Annotated in this window: 13 protein-coding genes and 1 pseudogene; all 14 read left to right on the top strand. The window is 43.6% G+C overall.

The features are described 5' to 3' along the window. The first annotated feature begins 15 nt into the window (after positions 1 to 15). The 14 genes and pseudogenes from recD2 (at position 16) to FD04_RS07905 (ending at position 19,163) form a co-directional block, all read left to right on the top strand. The gene (gene recD2, locus FD04_RS07970; protein ID WP_056948141.1) at positions 16 to 2,559 is read left to right on the top strand and encodes an SF1B family DNA helicase RecD2; all 2,544 of its coding nucleotides are present in this window, start codon (positions 16 to 18) and stop codon (positions 2,557 to 2,559) included. A gap of 45 nt (positions 2,560 to 2,604) precedes the next feature. Beyond that, entirely contained in the window at positions 2,605 to 3,591 is a 987-nt protein-coding gene (locus FD04_RS07965) for a ribose-phosphate diphosphokinase (protein WP_056948139.1), read from the top strand. Between the two features lie 100 nt (positions 3,592 to 3,691). Further along, the gene (locus FD04_RS07960; RefSeq protein WP_056948223.1) at positions 3,692 to 5,152 is read left to right on the top strand and encodes an amidase; all 1,461 of its coding nucleotides are present in this window, start codon (positions 3,692 to 3,694) and stop codon (positions 5,150 to 5,152) included. Between the two features lies 1 nt (position 5,153). Further along, complete coding sequence (locus FD04_RS07955; protein ID WP_056948137.1) at positions 5,154 to 6,791, top strand: peptide ABC transporter substrate-binding protein; 1,638 nt, start codon at positions 5,154 to 5,156, stop codon at positions 6,789 to 6,791. A gap of 515 nt (positions 6,792 to 7,306) precedes the next feature. Then, complete coding sequence (gene murQ / locus FD04_RS07950) at positions 7,307 to 8,212, top strand: N-acetylmuramic acid 6-phosphate etherase (RefSeq protein WP_056948135.1); 906 nt, start codon at positions 7,307 to 7,309, stop codon at positions 8,210 to 8,212. A 253-nt stretch (positions 8,213 to 8,465) separates the two neighbouring features. Continuing rightward, positions 8,466 to 9,458, top strand: coding sequence for an aldo/keto reductase (locus tag FD04_RS07945; protein ID WP_056948133.1), 993 nt, complete (start codon positions 8,466 to 8,468; stop codon positions 9,456 to 9,458). Positions 9,459 to 9,633: 175 nt separating this feature from the next. Further along, positions 9,634 to 10,641, top strand: a complete 1,008-nt coding sequence (rbsR, locus tag FD04_RS07940; RefSeq protein ID WP_056948131.1) for a ribose utilization transcriptional repressor RbsR — start codon at positions 9,634 to 9,636, stop codon at positions 10,639 to 10,641. Positions 10,642 to 10,944: 303 nt separating this feature from the next. Then, positions 10,945 to 12,183: pseudogene (gene arcA, locus FD04_RS07935) on the top strand (arginine deiminase). A 16-nt stretch (positions 12,184 to 12,199) separates the two neighbouring features. Beyond that, complete coding sequence (gene argF / locus FD04_RS07930; RefSeq protein WP_056948129.1) at positions 12,200 to 13,228, top strand: ornithine carbamoyltransferase; 1,029 nt, start codon at positions 12,200 to 12,202, stop codon at positions 13,226 to 13,228. Positions 13,229 to 13,356: 128 nt separating this feature from the next. Then, the gene (arcC, locus tag FD04_RS07925) at positions 13,357 to 14,325 is read left to right on the top strand and encodes a carbamate kinase (protein WP_056948127.1); all 969 of its coding nucleotides are present in this window, start codon (positions 13,357 to 13,359) and stop codon (positions 14,323 to 14,325) included. Between the two features lie 597 nt (positions 14,326 to 14,922). Next, positions 14,923 to 16,158 carry an arginine deiminase gene (gene arcA, locus FD04_RS07920; protein WP_054701197.1) on the top strand — a complete coding sequence of 412 codons (1,236 nt, stop codon included), beginning with the start codon at positions 14,923 to 14,925 and terminating at the stop codon, positions 16,156 to 16,158. Between the two features lie 189 nt (positions 16,159 to 16,347). Further along, positions 16,348 to 17,376, top strand: a complete 1,029-nt coding sequence (argF, locus tag FD04_RS07915; RefSeq protein ID WP_056948125.1) for an ornithine carbamoyltransferase — start codon at positions 16,348 to 16,350, stop codon at positions 17,374 to 17,376. Positions 17,377 to 17,447: 71 nt separating this feature from the next. Continuing rightward, complete coding sequence (gene arcC, locus FD04_RS07910; RefSeq protein ID WP_054701194.1) at positions 17,448 to 18,410, top strand: carbamate kinase; 963 nt, start codon at positions 17,448 to 17,450, stop codon at positions 18,408 to 18,410. Positions 18,411 to 18,470: 60 nt separating this feature from the next. Beyond that, a complete protein-coding gene (locus tag FD04_RS07905; RefSeq protein WP_056948123.1) occupies positions 18,471 to 19,163 on the top strand; it encodes a Crp/Fnr family transcriptional regulator in 693 nt (230 codons plus the stop codon). Positions 19,164 to 19,185 lie beyond the last annotated feature (22 nt).

The raw sequence follows: 19,185 nt of genomic DNA, 5'->3' as shown, positions 1-19,185 counted from the left end.
AGCGGGTGTACCAGCTTGGCCAGTGAAACAATTGACTTATTTGACGCTCAACCGCAGCCACAGCAACCATACTTGGTTGGTCAAGTGGTTGCCACTTTTTTTGAAAGTCCAGACAGTTTTTATAAAGTATTGTTGGTGAAAGTTTCGGCTACCAATCTCGATTGGCATGGTGATGAAATTGTCGTGACTGGTAATTTTGCGGATGTCACTGAGGAAATGCCCTATCGTTTTTTCGGCCAATTAGTCGATCATCCAAAGTACGGCCAACAGTTTCAGGCGGCTAATTATCAAAATGAGGCACCGACGACTAAGGAAGGCATTGTGGCATACTTATCAGGTGATGATTTTCCAGGGCTGGGGAAAAAGACGGCTGAAAAGATTGTTGCCTTACTAGGTTTGACGGCAATTGATCAGATTAATCAGGATCCATCGGTACTAGATCCGTTGGGACTAAAGGCCTCGGTCAAGCAAAGCTTAATTGATAATTTAGCCAGTAATAATGGGGTTGAACAAATCATTATTGGTTTGAATGGTTATGGGTTTGGTAGCCGCATGGCCAGTGCCATCTTTGAAAGGTATAAAGAACGTACGCTTCAAGTCATCCAAGAAAATCCCTATCAGTTAGTTGAAGATATTAATGGTGTTAGCTTCAAACGAGCAGATCAAATCGCCGAGCAACTTGGGATTGAAGCCTTGTCCCCACAACGGTTGCAAGCCGGTCTTTTGCAGGCCCTAAACGAGTTGGCAATGTCTGAAGGCAACACCTACACGACGGCAGAGCCGCTATTAAAGAGCACGATTCATATTTTGCAAGAGAGTCGAAACGTTGCAGTAGCACCACAAGCTGTTGCTGATCAGCTATTAGAGCTTGGCAAGGCACAAAAAGTGGTTGGTGAAGGCAACCGCATCTTTTTGAAACAATTATACGATGCGGAGTGGCAGGCAGCTGAGCACCTTAATCGACTGGCTAATTCAGAACAAGTGAAGCAATTTGACGACGAAACGCTGACTAAAAAAATGCGCATTGTCGAACGGAACTTGGGCATTACGTATGATCAATCTCAAGAAGATGCCATTTTAAACGCAATCCAGTCACCGCTGTTTCTGTTGACTGGTGGTCCCGGAACCGGGAAGACCACGATTATTAACGGTATTGTCAATTTGTATGCGAAATTACATGATTTGTCATTAGATATCAACCAGTATAAGGACAAACCATTTCCGATTTTATTGGCCGCACCAACTGGGCGGGCAGCGAAGCGGATGAGTGAAACGACTGGTTTGCCAGCCAGTACCATTCACCGGTTACTTGGCTTAACTGGTCGTGAAAGTAACGATGAAGCGGCTGCTAAGGACTTAGAGGGCTCACTTTTGATTATCGATGAGATGTCAATGGTCGATATCTTCTTATTTAGAACCTTGCTACGCGCAATTCCTGATACCATGCAGATTGTCTTTGTGGGCGATAAGGACCAGTTGCCCTCAGTCGGTCCCGGACAAGTATTTTACGATTTGTTACGCAGTCACCGTGTCAACGCAATGGAATTAACGACGATCTACCGTCAAGGTAATGATTCTTCGATTATTCCACTCGCTCACGACATTAAAACCGGCAAGCTACCCGCTGACTTTACCCAAAATAAACCGGATCGTTCGTTCATCCAATGTAATGCGTTTCAAATGCCATCGGTGATTGAACAAATCATTGGTAAAGCGAAGGCCCGTGGCTTTTCGGCTGAGGACGTGCAAGTCTTAGCACCAATGTACCGAGGCCCAGCTGGAATTACGCGCCTCAATACGATTATTCAAGATATTATGAATCCATTGACTGCTACCCACAAAAAACAAGTTGAATTTCGGGATGAAAAATTTCGAATTGGCGATAAGGTTTTACATTTAGTGAACAGTCCGGAAAACAACGTTTTTAACGGTGATATTGGTGAAATTGTGGGGATTACTTTTGCTAAAGACAAGGGTAACTCGGATAAAGTCGATAAACTGACAGTTGCCTTTGATCAAACCGAGGTGACTTACCCACGAAACGAATGGGATAAGTTGACCCTGGCGTACTGTACGTCGATTCATAAGGCGCAGGGGAGTCAGTTCAAAATGGTGATTTTGCCGATGGTGATGCAGTTTTCACGCATGCTTCAGCGTAATTTGCTCTACACCGCCATCACTAGGGCCAAATCCACCCTGATTTTGCTTGGTGAACAACGTGCCTTTCAAGTCAGCGTTGAACGACAGTCAGTTAACCGCCAAACTGCGTTAGTCGATCGACTGACTGCTACAATCTCAGAAGTCGCTGAAAGTAACGTCTTAGCGTCACCGGATACCAGTGAAGCAACAGCCAAAGACGTAACGAACTTGGCATCTTCAGCGACAACGCCAAATGAAATAGATACGCCCCAAAAAGCAACGAAAACGGTTGAACAACCTGAAATACTCAATGATGGTATCCTGACAGCTGAGTTAATTAGTAGCGGTCAAATTGATCCAATGATTGGAATGGGAAAAGTGACGCCAAAGTCATTTACAATAAGTAACTCGGTAGTGTAATATTTAGACAGTATGTAACTGTAAACGAATTCCTGGAGGGTAAACATGTCAAATCAAAGTGAACCGAAACACCCGTTAAAGATGTTTGCATTAAACTCAAATCGACCACTGGCAGAAAAAATTGCTGCTGCGGCTGGTGTCCCACTTGGTAAAGCAACCATTAAACACTTTAGTGATGGTGAAATTGCGATTACTGTAGATGAAAGTATCCGTGGCGATGATGTGTTTTTGATTCAGTCAGTTTCTGATCCAGTGAATACCATGTTAATGGAACTTTTGATCATGGTTGATGCCGTTCGACGTGCCAGTGCGCATTCAATCACCGTGGTTATTCCTTATTACGGGTACTCTAGAGCTGACCGTAAGGCCCGTTCCCGCGAGCCAATTACGGCTAAGTTGATTGCGTCATTGCTGGAAGATGATGGTGTTGACCGGGTAGTTACCTTGGATTTACACGCTGCTCAATTACAAGGCTTCTTTGATATTCCAATGGATCATTTAGAAGCAACGCCACTGTTAGCCGGTTACTTTGTTGACCATGATTTAACCGATAATTTAGTGGTTGTTTCACCTGACCATGCGGGCGTCTCAAAGGCGCGGCGAATGGCTGATTTATTGCACGCACCACTGGCGATTATAGATAACCGTGACCCCAATAAATCAACCACTTCTGCCGACGCTGTAATTGGTTCAGTCGCTGGCAAAAATGCTATTTTAGTGGATGATATTATTGATACAGCCGTTCGCATTTCAATCTCGGCTCAAACGCTTAAGAACGCTGGTGCAAATGATATTTACGCGGTCGCAACACACCCAGTTTTCAGTCAAAACGCTGTTGAGCAGATGAAAGCCTCACCATTAAAAAAAGTGATCGTGACCGATTCAATTCAGTTGCCATCTGAAAAGCAGTTTGATAAAGTTGAAGTCATTTCAGTTGGTCACTTAATGGGTTCAGCAATTAGACAGATTTATACGGAACAGAGTGTTGGTAAACTGTTTGTTAAAGAAGAGTTAGATAACACTCAGGCATAAACGGGTGTTTTGGCGGTTGGGTTGGGAACCCAGTCGTTTCGGTAATCTTTTACGTTGAAGAGTCCAGTTTAGAACTTCAGCAGGAAAGGGATTGGTTATGATGGATACGGCGTTAGCACTTGCACAACAAGTTCGAAGTGGCAACGTGTCTTCACGTGAATTAGTGGAGACTGCTTTGCGACGGGTAGAAACACTGAACCCAGCACTTAATGCAGTGACGGCCGTACGCCAAGCGGCTGCAATACGTGAAGCTGAAAAGCTGGAAGATCACGGGCAGCCGTTTTTTGGTGTGCCGTTATTGATTAAGGGCTTAGGTCAATCATTAAGTGGCATGCCGGCTACGGCAGGGTCGAATTTACTGGCAGATCAAATTGCCACGCAGACTGATTTTTTTGTTCAACGTTTGCAGGCGGCAGGTTTTATTATTATTGGCGAAACAAACGTGCCGGAATTTGGGTTTAAGAACATTACCGACTCAAAATTGTACGGAGTCGCCCATAATCCGTGGCAGCTTGATTATTCACCTGGTGGATCGAGTGGTGGCTCAGCTGCGAGTGTGGCTGCTGGCATGGTGCCAATTGCAGCTGCCAGTGATGGTGGCGGGTCGATAAGAATTCCAGCTAGCTTTTCAGGCCTGATTGGTTTAAAACCAACTCGCGGTCGGGTGCCAGTTGGTCCGGGTGATTGGCGTTCTTGGCAGGGGGCAGCCATTAATTTTGCCTTAACCCGTTCGGTTGCCGATACCGCTGCCTTGCTTGATGCAATGCAAGTTGTTCAACCAGCTGCAGTCTTTCAAACGCCATTGATGACACCTAGCGCTTTGAGTCAACTGAACCAATTACCAGCCCACCTTAAAATTGCTTACAGTTTACAATCACCAGTCGGCACACCGGTTTCCAAAACAGCGATTGATGCTGTGTTGAACGCCGTCCGCTTTTTAAGTGATCAGGGCTTTGAAGTCGTTGAAGATCATCCTGATGTTGATGGTCGCGCGTTAATGGATAGTTATTACGTCATGAATGAAGGCGAAACGGCCGCCATGTTCGATGACCTTGCCACGGCGTTCAACCGGCCAATCACTGCTAGGGATGTCGAACCGCTAACTTGGGCATTAGGGATAACTGGCCGTCATATCAGTGCTGTGCAATATTCGCAGGCGTTAGCCTTGTGGGATCAAACCAGTTACCGATATGCACAATTTCACGAAAAATATCCACTGTATCTCACCCCAACAACTGCTGATACGGCACCATTGGCAAATGACCCACTCATTTCAGAAGCCCATGCCAAGCAGTTAGTGTCGATTGAGACGATGTCACCAAAAGAACAACAGCAACTTATTTTTGATCAATGGTTACCAGCTTTAACTCGGTCACCATTTACACAACAGGCCAATTTGACTGGTCAACCGGCCATTAGTCTGCCCACGAGCATTTCAGCAGGGGGGTTGCCAATGGGAATTCAATTCATGGCAACCAAGGGGAATGAACGTTTGTTACTACAAATCGCCAATTTATTTGAGCAATCACAATTACTAAAGATTAGGGATGGGGAACAATAACATGATAAAAAAATTGCTTTTAGGAGTTACGAGCATCGCACTAGCACTGACGCTCGTTGCGTGCGGTCAGTCCAAGAGTGGCACGAGCAAACAAATGGCAACAGATCAGACACTTAATCTAAGTACGACTGAGACAATTTCATCGTTAGATAATTCGTCAGCATCTGAGTCAGTCAGTTTAACGGCTTTGTATTCGACGAATGAAGGGCTATATCGACTTGGCAATAATTCAAAGATTGAAAACGCTTTGGCCACTCACACAACGGTTTCGAAGGATGGCCTCAAGTATACTTTCACGCTTCGTCAAAACGATAAGTGGAATGACGGTCAACCCGTCACCGCGAAAGATTTTGTCTATTCATGGCGTCGGACGGCCAATCCCAAAACGGCGGCTGGATACGCTTATCTGTTTGAGGGCATCAAAAACTTTGATGCTATTCAAAAGGGTAAAATGAGTCCGTCGAAACTGGGTGTCAGCGCACCAAGTAAAAATAAACTGGTTGTGACGCTTAGCGAACCGGTCCCTTATTTCAAACTACTTTTGGCCTTCCCGACGTTCTTCCCAGAACAACAGTCGGCTGTCACAAAGTATGGCAAGCAATACGGGACAACCAGTGCTAAGACGGCCAATAATGGTCCGTTTACGGTTAGTGGTTGGAACGGCACTAATAATACTTGGACTTTGAAGAAGAACTCGAACTATTGGGATAAAAAGCACGTTCATCTTAGCAAAATTAATTTCCAAGTAGTGAAGAGTCCAAGTACCGGTCTAAATCTGTACAACCAAAAGAAACTGGATGTGACGCCATTATCCGGAACGCAAGTCGCCAACTATACGAATAACGCCGGCTTTAGCAAGTTTGTTGGTGGTTCAATGATGTATTTGCAATTGAACCAAAAGCACGTCAAAGCACTTAAAAACCTGCAAATTCGGCAGGCACTATCACAAATTGTGAACAAAAACGCGTTGGCCACGAAGGTTCTCCGGGATGGTTCAACTGCGCCAAAGGGATTTGTGTCAACGAACTTTGTCCAAAATCCTAAGACAAAAGCGGACTTTGCTTCAGATGCTTATGTCAAGGCAGGCGTGGCTTATAATCCTACCCAGGCCAAGAAACTCTGGGCGCAGGGCTTAAAGCAAATTGGTCAAAAGAAAGTCACGTTAACGTTGCTTAGTGATGATACCGATCAAGCTAAAACAACCACTCAGTATCTACAAGATCAGTTTGAAAAGTTACCTGGATTGACCGTTAATATTGATAACGTGCCGAATAAAAACCGGCTAGCACGATCGGCGAGTGGTAATTTTGATTTGGTTGTGTCATCTTGGGGAGCAGACTTTGCCGACCCAATTAACTTCTTGAGTCTTGAAGAAACTGGCAATTCTACCAATAACGGCGGCTGGTCGAATAAAACCTATGATCAATTGATTAAGGCTTCGCAGACGACTAACGCCAATAACCCACAAAAGCGGTACCAAAACTTGGTCGATGCCGAAAAAGTGTTGATGCAAAATCAGGGTGTTATTCCATTGTATCAACCGGCAACGACTGAATTGTGGCGGCCTAACGTTCATGGCTACGTTTGGAATCCAGCTGGCATGAGCCGTGGTTATAAGAGTGTTTATATCACCAAGTAATGTTCAAACGTGGTGTGTATGCACCATGTCAATCATCAAAAAAGTAGCGAAGTTTTCAGGTTGGAAACTTCGCTACTTTTTTGATGATTTCAGTCAGTTTTTCAAGTCTTAAGTTGCTTCAAACTTTTTCTTGTTAGCAAGGTCGCCGTAATACCCTTGAATGCAACTGAACCGATTCGGATGATTTCATGGCTAACAAGTTGATCATTCAACTATCATGAAAATTAAAATAGAATGGCCGTGAAATTAACAGCGTGTTTTCAATCGCAATGGTGATGCTATGGTAGGTTAGGGACAAGTTTAGCAGTCATTTATTAAACAAAACGACTTACAAATTGTTCACAGCAAAATTGATGATTTTTTCAAACTTGGTTGAAAATATCGATATAATTATAGATTAATTTGAAATTTTTACTGAAACATGTTATACCTTAATAGTAGAAAATGAAAGCGATAACAATTTATATAATTCTTTCGAGAAGCAATCCCTTATCGCTGAAACTGGAGGATTTGGCATGAACTTTGAAGATTTACTTACTGAGCAACGAAATCGGCATTCCACCCACATCGATCAAGTGGATACGGATGACATGGTCGAGATTATTAATCGAGAGGACCAGCGGGTTGGCCGGTCTGTGCAAAAGCAATTGCCACAAATATCTGAAGCTATCAGCCTTGCCACTAAGCAGTTTGATGCTGGTGGTCGCTTAATTTATATTGGCGCTGGGACTTCTGGTCGACTGGGTGTTTTGGATGCGACTGAATTACGACCAACTTATGGTCTTGAAAAAAGTCAGACTTTTGGCATCATTGCTGGTGGTCCAGAGGCGATGTTTGATACCCTTGAAGGCGTGGAAGATTCTGCAGAATTAGGTGAGAAGGACCTTAAGAAAGTCAACTTAAGCCAAAAGGATATTGTCATCGGGATTGCTGCCAGTGGCGCCACTGCTTATACAGTGGCTGCATTAGATTATGCCAAACGCCAAGGTGCGTTAACCATTGCGGTGGCCTGTGTAACGGATAGTCCACTTGCTAAAAATGCAACGGTTGCAATTTGTCCAATCGTGGGCCCAGAAGTGATTACTGGGGCCACGCTCATGAAGGCCGGGACGGCACAAAAGATGGTTTTAAATATGGTTTCAAGTGGCATTATGATTCGTTCTGGTAAGGTTTATCAAAACTTGATGATTAACGTTGTGCCAACTAACGAGAAAACTAAGCGGCGGGCTAAGCGAATTATTGCAGCCGCAACTCAAACTTCAACCCTGGCGGCTGAACGAGCACTAGAACGGGCGGACAATAACGTACCATTGGCTATTTTATTGATTGAAACCAAGGGGACGATTGCTGAGGCTAAGGCATTACTCAAACAGTCTGGCGGTCATGTCAGTGATGCAGTTAAGCTAAGTTTAAAGGCTTAATTAGCGATTAAATAGGACGTGAATTAACTGAATAAGGGTACACATTGCGTCTGCCGAGTCTGCGTTTTCTCGATTCGGCAGACGCTTACTGTATCCGAATTGTAGTCATCCAATCATTCAATCACTAACGGTGAGCTCAATTGTTAGCTATCGATTGCGCTCGTCTGCGATTCTAACCCTTTTGCTCTTGACCCTTTTGCACTGAGCTTTTAGAATTGATAGGGTAAGACAAAGAGAGAAGAGGAATTGATTAATGTATACAGCAGATGAGAATCGTTATGACGGTCGGATGCCGATTCGCCGGGCTGGTAATAAGGGCCTTCAGTTACCAGCCGTTTCGTTTGGTATGTGGCATAGTTTTGGTGACGAAGCCAACTATAAAGATAGCGAAGAAGTCATTCTAAAGGCTTTTGATAGTGGCATTTTTAGCTATGATTTGGCCTATAATTACGGACCCGGATCAGGTGCGGCTGAACGTTTATTTGGCCAAATCTATCAGGCTAACCTCAAGGCCCATCGCGATGAATTGGTGATTACGACTAAGGCTGGTTTTCACATGTGGCCTGGACCATATGGTGAAATGAGCTCACGTAAAACGCTGATCAATGCCCTTGATAATAGTTTGACACGAATGGGGTTAGACTACGTTGATATCTTTTACAGTCACCGGTTTGATCCAAATACTGATCCCGAAGAAACTGCAGTGGCACTTGATAGTATCGTTCGGTCAGGCAAGGCGCTTTACGTTGGTATTTCAAATTACACGAACGCCCAAACTAAAGTAATATTGAAGACTTTCAAGGAACTTCATACACCATTTGTGGTTAATCAACTGTCATATAACATGCTTAACCGTGGTATCGAAGCAGATGGTGTGTTAGATACGTTGAAGGATAATCATCTTGGAATGGTGGCCTATGGACCGTTAGCTGAAGGATTATTGACGAACAAATATCTGGGTGGCATTCCAGAAGATTTCCAGATCCACTGGAGTAGCACTGAAGTGATGGATCAAGGACGACAAAAATTAACCCAAAAACTCAATCAATTAAACGCACTGGCACAAAACCGTAACCAGACCTTGGCCCAAATGTCATTGGCTTGGTTGCTCAAAGATCCAGTCGTGGTGAGTGTTGTCACGGGTGCCTCAAAGGTTTCTCACCTTGAAGATAATCTTCAGGCAGTTCAAAATATCAACTTTACACCGGATGAATTAGCACAGATTGAATCGATTTTAAAGGCCTAGGGAACGTGACGCTGAGGTTTTCGAGACTTTGATTCGCCTATTAAGTGAGTAGACTCACAGTCGATCAAGGCTACTTCCAACGCATCATTGACTTTGAAACTAACCTTCAAAGTCGTATCAAAACGCAGTCCTGCCTCAAAGGAATGAACTAGCAGGATTGTATGAGGAGGACATTGTGACACAGAAAGTGACAATCAGAGATCTAGCCGAAGCGGCTGGTGTTTCCGTAACCACAGTTTCCCAAATTTTAAACGGTAAGGGTGAACGGTTTAGTAGCGATACGCAGGCACGGGTACTGAAACTTCAGGAAAAGTTAGGGTACGTACCGGATTATAACGCGCGAAACCTGATTATGCGCTCGACGCAAACAATCGGCGTATTGGTCCCAAACCTGGCTAACCCATTTTTTAGTATGTTTATCAAAGGTATCCAATTAGCTTCTCAAGACAATAAGTTTATTCCGATTATTTTTGATGCAAATCAAAATCAAGCCTTACAAAATATGTATTTGGAAGAACTTATCAAGCGTGCTGCTAACGGGCTAATTATTGCCAGTGCAACGCTGGACGCGAACGATATTGACCGAATCCTAACTCGTAATGGGATTCCGTACCTATTATTTGACCAAAACGATGCTCAAATTGGTGATCGAGTTTGGGTTGATGATTATAAGGGCGGTCAAATTGCTGCTAACTACTTATTAGCGGCTGGTCATCGTAAGTTAACACTGTTGGTACCAGATGACATTACCCAAAACATTCGCCAGCGAATCAAAGGCTTTGAATCCGTCATGACTAAGTATCGGTTGGCTTTCTCAGAAGAGATGATGATTAAGACACCGATGACTAAATTAGGTGGCTATCAAGCCGTTGACCAACTCATTGCCAAACAGTCAACCGCTGTTTTTTGTATTAACGATGAAATGGCCATCGGGGTGTATCGGGGGCTGCAAGAACGTGGCTTACGAGTGCCCGACGATATTTCGGTGATGGGTTACGATGATATTGATTTAGCAAACTTCGTGGCGCCAAAGTTAACCACGATTCACCAACCTGCCTTTGAAATGGGCCAAGTTGCGACCGAGTTGCTGATTGAACGGATTCAAAACCCACGCTTACCCCACCAGGATAAGCAACTCCCATTGGAATTAGTTGTTCGGGACAGCGTGAAAAGTAATCCATAGCCTTCACATATACATTAATAATGTGAATGAAATATGAATTTTTGAAACAAAATCTATGAAGACGCTGCTATTACAATAAACATGATTTTTAATTGAATTTTAATCTTCTGATAATATGCAAAATTCCGTGTATATAATAAGTCATTTGACTTAAAATACTTCAGATTTTGTATATTTTTTTATTGTTAAAATTTTTAACGATAAAGTGCGAAATTCTTGGCATTCAAACTGTTAAGTAGTTGGTGAAACCGCTTCTATTTCTGGGTATGCTTAATATGTTAAAAGAGATAGGAGGTAAACACCATGACAAAACCAATCCATGTTACATCAGAAATTGGCAAACTGAAGGCAGTGATGTTGAAACGACCAGGTGCTGAAGTTGAAAACTTCACCCCTTAAATGATGCCTAGGCTGTTGTTTGATGATATTCCCTACCTACCCATTGCGCAGCAAGAACACGATAATTTTGCTGATACGCTCCGTCAAAACCAAGTAGAAGTCCTCTACCTCGAAAAATTAGTGGTAGAAGCACTTGATGCTGGCGGCGAAACGGTGAAAGCGGACTTTCTAACCCAGATGTTGGCAGAATCAGGTTACGTTGCCGGTGTGTTACACACGGTGTTAAAGGACTACCTGAACAGCATGACCACCGAAGAAATGGTCGTGAAGTTAATGGCCGGTGTCAGAAAAAATGAACTGGACTACGTACCGTTGGATCTGGTGAGCGCCGCAGAAGAGCAAGACTATCCATTCTTCTTAGATCCAATGCCCAACCTGTATTTTACGAGAGATCCAGCCGCGTCGATTGGCGATGGCTTGAGTATCAACCATATGACGTTCCCTGCAAGACAGCGTGAATCACTCTTTATGGCAACGATTATTGCCCATCATCCACGGTTTGCTAATCAAGGCCTGCACGTATGGCGTGATCGTGATCAAACCACCCGGATCGAAGGTGGCGATGAACTCGTTCTCAGTGATACTGTTATTGCAATTGGCGTTTCAGAACGGACAGCGGCGAGTGCAATCGAAGACATTGCCCGCAGTTTATTCGCCAATCAAAGTGGTTTTGAGAAAGTACTTGCCATTCGGATTCCACATAACCATGCGATGATGCACTTAGATACCGTCTTTACCATGATCAACCATGATCAATTCACTGTTCATCCTGGTATTTTAGGTGAAGGTGGGCAAATTGATACTTGGACGCTTACAGCCGGTAAAAACGGTGAATTAGATATTAAACACGACCGCGATTTGAAACGGGTTTTAAAAGAGGTGTTGAATTTAGATGATCTCGACTTAATTCCAACTGGTGGTGGCGATCCGCTGATCGCTGATCGTGAACAGTGGAACGACGGGTCCAACACGTTAGCGATTGCTCCCGGCGTCGTTGTTACCTATAATAGGAACTATGTTTCAAATCAGGTTCTACGTGAACACGGCCTCAAGGTACTCGAAGTCCTATCAAGTGAGCTATCACGAGGACGGGGTGGCCCACGTTGTATGAGCATGCCACTCGTTCGTGAAGACCTATCATAAAAAAGGGGTAATTAAAATGACTGATTTTAAGCAAAATGTTTTTCAAGGCCGTTCGGTATTAGCAGAAAAAGACTTTTCGGCGGCTGAATTAAACTATCTCGTAGACTTTGGATTACATCTAAAGGCCCTCAAAAAAGCCGGTGTGCCTCATCATTATCTAGAAGGCAAAAACATTGCCTTACTCTTTGAAAAAACTTCGACCCGTACGCGTTCTGCATTTACCACAGCGGCAATTGATTTGGGTGCCCACCCAGAGTTCTTGGGCGCTAACGATATTCAACTTGGTAAAAAGGAATCTGTTGAAGATACGGCCAAGGTGCTTGGTAGCATGTTTGATGGCATCGAATTTCGTGGCTTCAGTCAACAAGCAGTGGAACAACTTGCCGAATTTAGCGGAGTCCCAGTTTGGAACGGCTTGACGGATGAATGGCATCCAACCCAGATGATTGCCGATTTTATGACCGTAAAGGAAAACTTTGGACATCTGAAAGGGTTAACCCTGACGTTTATGGGTGATGGCCGGAATAACGTGGCTAATTCACTGCTGGTTACCGGGGCAATTCTAGGCGTTAACGTCCACATCGTAGCGCCAAAAGCGCTCTATCCAACCCAGGACATTCAAGATTTAGCCAATGGCTTTGCTGAAAAATCGGGTGCTCACTTATTGATCACGGATGATTTAGACGAAGGTATGAAGGGGTCAAACATTGTATATACCGATGTTTGGGTTTCCATGGGAGAAGATAACTGGGCAGAACGTATCAAGTTATTACAACCCTATCAGGTCAATATGGCTGCACTTCAAAAGACCGGTACACCAGATGATCAGTTAATTGTGATGCACTGTCTACCAGCTTTCCATGACACGACAACCGACTATGGTAAAGATATTGAGGCGAAGTACGGTATTGGTGAGATGGAAATTACGGATGAAGTTTTCCGGAGTAAGTATGCGCGTCAATTTGAAGAGGCTGAGAATCGGATGCATTCGATTAAAGCCATGATGGCAGCCACTTTGGGGAATCTATTTATTCCAACTGTTTAGTTGAACAATGATCTCAAATGATTTTAAAGGGGGACTTTTTCAAGACAATATGCCTTGTTAAGTTCCCCTTTATCGTTCATTCGTTGTTTGGTACCACAACAAGAGTCCCACTAGAAAGGATGATTAACATGACAGGTCGCAGAATTGTCGTTGCCCTGGGAGGTAACGCCATTTTGGCAAAAGATGCCAGTGCAGAAGCACAACAACGTGCACTGCAAGAGACTGCCCGCCACTTAGTCAACTTTGTCAAAGAGGGTGATCAACTCATTATCACTCACGGCAACGGGCCACAAGTTGGTAACCTATTATTGCAACAAGCAGCTGGCAGCACTGAAACCAATCCACCAATGCCGTTAGATACTGCGGTGGCCATGACGCAAGGTAGCATTGGTTATTGGCTACAAAATGCGTTGACGACAGCTTTAGCTGAGCAGGGACTATCGTCAGATGTTGCCACCCTGGTGACGCAGGTGGTCGTAAGTGATGACGATCCGGCCTTTACTCACCCAACCAAACCAATTGGACCATTTTATGATTTAACGGCGATGCAAAAGATCAACGCAACGCACCCAGAATTTGAGTTCGTTGAAGACGCCGGGCGCGGGTTTAGGCGGGTAGTGCCGTCACCGCGACCCGTTGATGTTAAAGAGGCGGGTGTTGTGAAAGCGATGGTCAATGCAGGTATTATTCCGATTGCGTGTGGGGGTGGGGGCGTTCCGGTCGTCTCAAGTCACAACCAGTTGATTGGCCGTGAGGCAGTGATCGATAAGGATTTTGCGTCAGAGAAACTTGCCGAGCTGGTTGAGGCCGATTTATTGATTATTCTGACAGCGGTGGATCACGTCTATGTGGACTTCAATCAACCGACGCAACGGGCATTAACGAAGGTTGCCATCGATGAGCTACGTGAATATGTTACTGATGGTCAATTTGCTGCTGGTAGCATGTTGCCAAAAGTAGAGGCGGCAATGGCCTTTGTCACACATCGGCCAACTGGTCAGGCAGTCATCACGTCATTAGAAAACTTGGCTGATTATGTTCAGACTGGATCTGGTACCGTGATTTCAAGTCAGGCGCTGGTGACTGATTACGATTAACGTGTTGAAACAACGGTGAAATAAACTGTGGTGTACGACCCTTTCGAAGGGAAACACTGCAGTTTTTTTGTGAATTGCAGTGGTTAAAATTAATCGGCATCAAATTGTGGGCAAGAAACTTCTAGGTGACTAATATATAAAACTGGTAAATTCATCCTAACGAATTACGAGAGATTATGATGACGAAGATAAGTTGTGTTGAATGTAAATCTTGTTCAATTATTGGATTTAAGGGGCCAAAAGCCAGTTATGAACGTATATTTTAAATTCACAATCTAACTCAAAATATGCAATGTGTAAAATGAATAAATTTATTGAAATCAATCAACCCCGTTAACCGAAACAGTTGTTATAACAATCATTGTACGAATTATACATAAAAATAACTAAAAGTTAATAATTTAATTTTATACATAATGTTCCGCATAAATACTTGATTTAAAATGAATATTCATTATTTTTGCATGAAATTCGTCGAGTATACATTTTGAAATTAAAACGTGAAATATTGTACATTTAAAGTGTTAATTCAACGTAGAAAACGCTTTCAAATCACGATATGATGTTGTTGTTCAAAAGTGATAGGAGGTAACGCAGATGACAAAACCAATTCACGTCACATCCGAAATCGGTAAATTGAAGGTTGTGATGTTAAAGCGGCCAGGTGTTGAAGTTGAAAACTTTACACCAGATATGATGCCTAGACTTTTATTCGATGATATTCCATACTTACCAGTTGCTCAAAAAGAGCACGATAACTTTGCGGATACATTGAGAGACAACGGGGTCGAAGTATTATACCTTGAAAAATTGGCGGCTGAAGCCATCGATGCTGGTGGCGATCAAGTCAAGGATGCTTTCTTGGAACAGATGCTAGCCGAATCAGGCTACGCTGCAGGCGTTTTGCACAACGTTTTAAAAGAGTATCTATTATCAATGTCGACCCAAGACATGGTGATTAAGATCATGGGCGGTGTTCGTAAGAATGAACTCGACTTTGTCCCAAAGGACTTAGTGAGTGCCGCTGAAGAAAAAGATTACCAATTCTTCATGGATCCAATGCCTAACCTTTACTTTACACGTGATCCTGCTGCTTCAATTGGAGATGGGTTGAGCATCAACCACATGACTTTCCCAGCTCGGCAACGTGAATCATTATTTATGGAAACAATCATTAAATACCATCCACGGTTTGCTAACCAAGGCCTCTCAGTTTGGCGTGATCGTAACCACGATACCCGAATTGAAGGTGGGGATGAATTAGTACTGAGCGATACGGTCTTAGCAATTGGCGTTTCTCAACGTACAAGTGCCAACGCAATCGAAGATATTGCTCGTAACCTCTTCAAGAATGATAGTGGTTATGAAAAGATTATTGCAATCCGTATTCCTCATAACCATGCCATGATGCACTTGGATACTGTGTTTACCATGATCAACAAGGATCAATTCACAGTTCACCCAGGCATCTTAGGCGAAGGTGGTCACATCGATACTTGGACAATTACCCAAGGTAAAGATGGCGAACTTAACCTCGATCACAAGACTGATTTGAAGCAAGTTCTTAAAGACGCACTTCACTTAGATGACTTAGACCTGATTCCAACTGGTGCTGGCGATCCAATCGTTGCTGCCCGTGAACAATGGAATGATGGTTCTAACACTTTGGCAATCGCACCAGGAACAGTTGTTACTTACAACCGTAACTACGTATCTAACCGAGTTCTACGCGAACATGGCCTTCGTGTCTTGGAAGTTCTTTCAAGTGAATTATCACGAGGTCGTGGGGGTCCACGTTGCATGAGCATGCCTTTAGTACGTGAAGACCTTTAAACTTTTAAACCAATCACGCGTTAAAGATAACGTGTAATGGGCAAACAAAGTTGAAAGATTATTGGACATAATCGGTCCATCAGATTGTGCCAATCTCGTAGTTGAACGTACCATCACAATTTCATGTGGTGTCAACCAGCGATTCGGCGATACAAGTTATAAATTGACTAAATAAGGGAGCTAGAAACAATGACAGATTTCAAGAATAGCGTATTTCAGGGACGGTCAGTATTGGCCGAAAAGGACTTTTCAGCAGCTGAACTCGAATATTTGATTGATTTTGGGTTGCATTTAAAGGCACTCAAGAAGGCCGGGATTCCACATCATTATTTGGAAGGTAAGAACGTCGCACTCTTATTTGAAAAATCTTCAACTCGTACTCGTTCTGCATTTACCACAGCTGCAATTGATTTAGGTGCTCATCCTGAATTCTTAGGCGCCGGCGATATTCAACTTGGTAAGAAGGAATCTGTTGAAGATACGGCCAAAGTGCTTGGTAGCATGTTTGACGGTATCGAGTTCCGGGGCTTCAAACAATCGTCAGTTGAACAATTAGCCGAATTCGGTGGTGTTCCAGTTTGGAACGGCTTAACCGATGAATGGCACCCAACTCAAATGTTGGCTGACTTCATGACGGTTAAGGAAAACTTCGGTCACCTTAAGGGCTTGACCTTGACATTCATGGGTGATGGCCGCAACAACGTGGCAAACTCACTCTTAGTGACTGGTGCAATCTTAGGCGTTAACGTGCACATTGTTGCCCCTAAGGCATTGTTCCCAACTGAAGAAACGCAAGCACTTGCTAATAAGTTTGCGGCAGAATCTGGTGCCCAATTATTAATCACCGATGATCTGGACGAAGGTATGAAGGGTTCTAACATCGTTTATACTGACGTTTGGGTATCAATGGGTGAAAGTAACTGGGAAGAACGTGTGAACTTGTTGAAGCCTTACCAAGTTAACATGGCTGCATTAAAGAAGACTGGCACACCTGATGATCAGTTGATCTTCATGCACTGTCTACCAGCATTCCACGATGCAACGACGACTTATGGTCAAGAAATCAAAGAAAAGTACGGGATTACTGAAATGGAAGTAACTGATGAAGTCTTCCGTAGTAAATATGCTCGCCAGTTTGAAGAAGCTGAAAATCGGATGCACTCGATTAAAGCGATGATGGCTGCAACCTTAGGTAACCTCTTCATTCCTCGAGTTTAATCAGTCGATTGCGGGCAGGTAGTCATATTCGACTATGTGTCCGCTTTTCGTTTCAAGAAAGGACAATTAACATGACTAATCGAAAAATTGTGGTGGCCCTAGGTGGTAACGCCATTTTATCAAAGGATGCATCTGCATCAGCACAACAACAAGCTTTGCGGTCAACAGCCCGCTATTTAGTTGAATTCATTAAGCAAGGTGATCAACTGATCATTGCCCACGGTAACGGCCCACAGGTTGGTAACTTGTTATTACAACAAGCTGCCGGTAGCACTGAGTCTAACCCAGCAATGCCAATTGATACTGCCGTTGCCATGACGCAAGGTAGTATTGGTTACTGGATGCAAAATGCATTGCGTGAAGTAATGGCTGAAGAAGGCCTTCAACAAGACGTTGCGACCGTCGTTACTCAAGTTGAAGTGAGCGCAGACGACCCAGCATTTAGCGATCCAAGTAAGCCTATCGGACCATTCTATACTAAGGATGAAGTTAAGCCGATTGCTGCTGCTCATCCAGAACAAACCTTTGTCGAAGATGCTAGTCGTGGCTATCGACGAGTTGTGCCATCACCAAAGCCAACGGGTGTGGTTGAAGCCGGTGTTGTTAACAAGTTAGTTGATGCCCACGTCATTCCAATCGCTGTTGGTGGCGGTGGTGTACCAGTTGTTCGCGAGAATAATCAGTTAGTTGGTCGCGAAGCTGTGATCGACAAGGATTTTGCCTCTGAAAAATTAGCAGAATTAGTGGATGCCGATTTATTGATTATTTTAACCGCGGTTGATAACATCTACGTCAACTTTAACCAACCAGATCAAAAACAATTAACTAACGTGACGGTACCTGAATTAAAGCAATTCATTAAAGAAGGGCAATTTGCCAAGGGTAGCATGTTACCTAAGGTCGAAGCTGCAATTGCGTTTGTCGAACATCGCCCAGATGCTAAGGCCGTGGTAACGTCGCTTGAAAATGTCGGTGAATTCTTGAGTAATGGTACCGGAACTATCATTTCTAAGGCTGCTGTAGCTTCTAATTAGCAGCGGTTATCGTCAAAATTGAGTGAATGAATATCAACGTGAACGAAAAGGGGAAGTAGCATGAATAGAACCGATGAAGTTGAAAAATATCGCACCTTCATTAGTCAGCAACCGGAATTTAGTGCGTTGTCCTCGGCAGAATTCGATCAATTGACCACCACACTACGGATTAAGTCATTCGGTAAGGGACAGGTTTTATTTGATCAAGGTGATACCCGCGATCGACTTTACTACGTTTTAGAAGGCGTTGTTCGGTTAGAGCGACTCGACGAAACTGGTAATTTTCCATTTATTAATTATGTCAGCCCATATAAGGCGTTTCCGTACCGTGGCTTTTTTCAAGATAAAAACTACACCTATTCTGCAGCGGCCATGACACCGATTACGATTGCCTCGTTTTCAATGGCTAGCTTTGAGTCGGTGGTTAAACAAAATGGTGCCATGATGGTCAGATTAATTACCAAGATGGGTCAAATCATCAATGAGACTGAAGACCGTCTTCAAAAAATGGTGACTTCAAGTGCTACTCATCGGATTAAACAGGCACTGGTGATGTTTGGTGAAGATTTAGGTGATGAAAGTGATCAAAAATTAACTGAGATTCCTTATCCAATTACGTTGAAAGAGTTAGCCTGGGTCAGTGGCACAACCCGAGAAACGGCTGGACAGGTTGTTTCAAAGCTGGTTGAAGAAGGTAAAGTGAATTATCAACACAAAACCTTCCAATTTGATCCTGCTTCACTCAATGAATGACGCAGTTAAAAAATAGAAGGGA

Origin of the sequence: Secundilactobacillus odoratitofui DSM 19909 = JCM 15043 (assembly GCF_001434895.1) — a bacterium.
Taxonomy (GTDB): Bacteria; Bacillota; Bacilli; order Lactobacillales; family Lactobacillaceae; genus Secundilactobacillus; species Secundilactobacillus odoratitofui.
This window is presented reverse-complemented; position numbering and strand designations above follow the sequence as displayed.

Bases quoted from the DNA above. Each gene is read 5' to 3' on its own strand.
- FD04_RS07965 (WP_056948139.1), top strand. From the start codon at position 2,605: ATGTCAAATCAAAGTGAACCGAAACACCCGTTAAAGATGTTTGCATTA.
- FD04_RS07960 (WP_056948223.1), top strand. From the start codon at position 3,692: ATGGATACGGCGTTAGCACTTGCACAACAAGTTCGAAGTGGCAACGTG.
- FD04_RS07955 (WP_056948137.1), top strand. From the start codon at position 5,154: ATGATAAAAAAATTGCTTTTAGGAGTTACGAGCATCGCACTAGCACTG.
- murQ (WP_056948135.1), top strand. From the start codon at position 7,307: ATGAACTTTGAAGATTTACTTACTGAGCAACGAAATCGGCATTCCACC.
- FD04_RS07945 (WP_056948133.1), top strand. From the start codon at position 8,466: ATGTATACAGCAGATGAGAATCGTTATGACGGTCGGATGCCGATTCGC.
- argF (WP_056948129.1), top strand. From the start codon at position 12,200: ATGACTGATTTTAAGCAAAATGTTTTTCAAGGCCGTTCGGTATTAGCA.
- arcC (WP_056948127.1), top strand. From the start codon at position 13,357: ATGACAGGTCGCAGAATTGTCGTTGCCCTGGGAGGTAACGCCATTTTG.
- arcA (WP_054701197.1), top strand. From the start codon at position 14,923: ATGACAAAACCAATTCACGTCACATCCGAAATCGGTAAATTGAAGGTT.
- argF (WP_056948125.1), top strand. From the start codon at position 16,348: ATGACAGATTTCAAGAATAGCGTATTTCAGGGACGGTCAGTATTGGCC.
- arcC (WP_054701194.1), top strand. From the start codon at position 17,448: ATGACTAATCGAAAAATTGTGGTGGCCCTAGGTGGTAACGCCATTTTA.
- FD04_RS07905 (WP_056948123.1), top strand. From the start codon at position 18,471: ATGAATAGAACCGATGAAGTTGAAAAATATCGCACCTTCATTAGTCAG.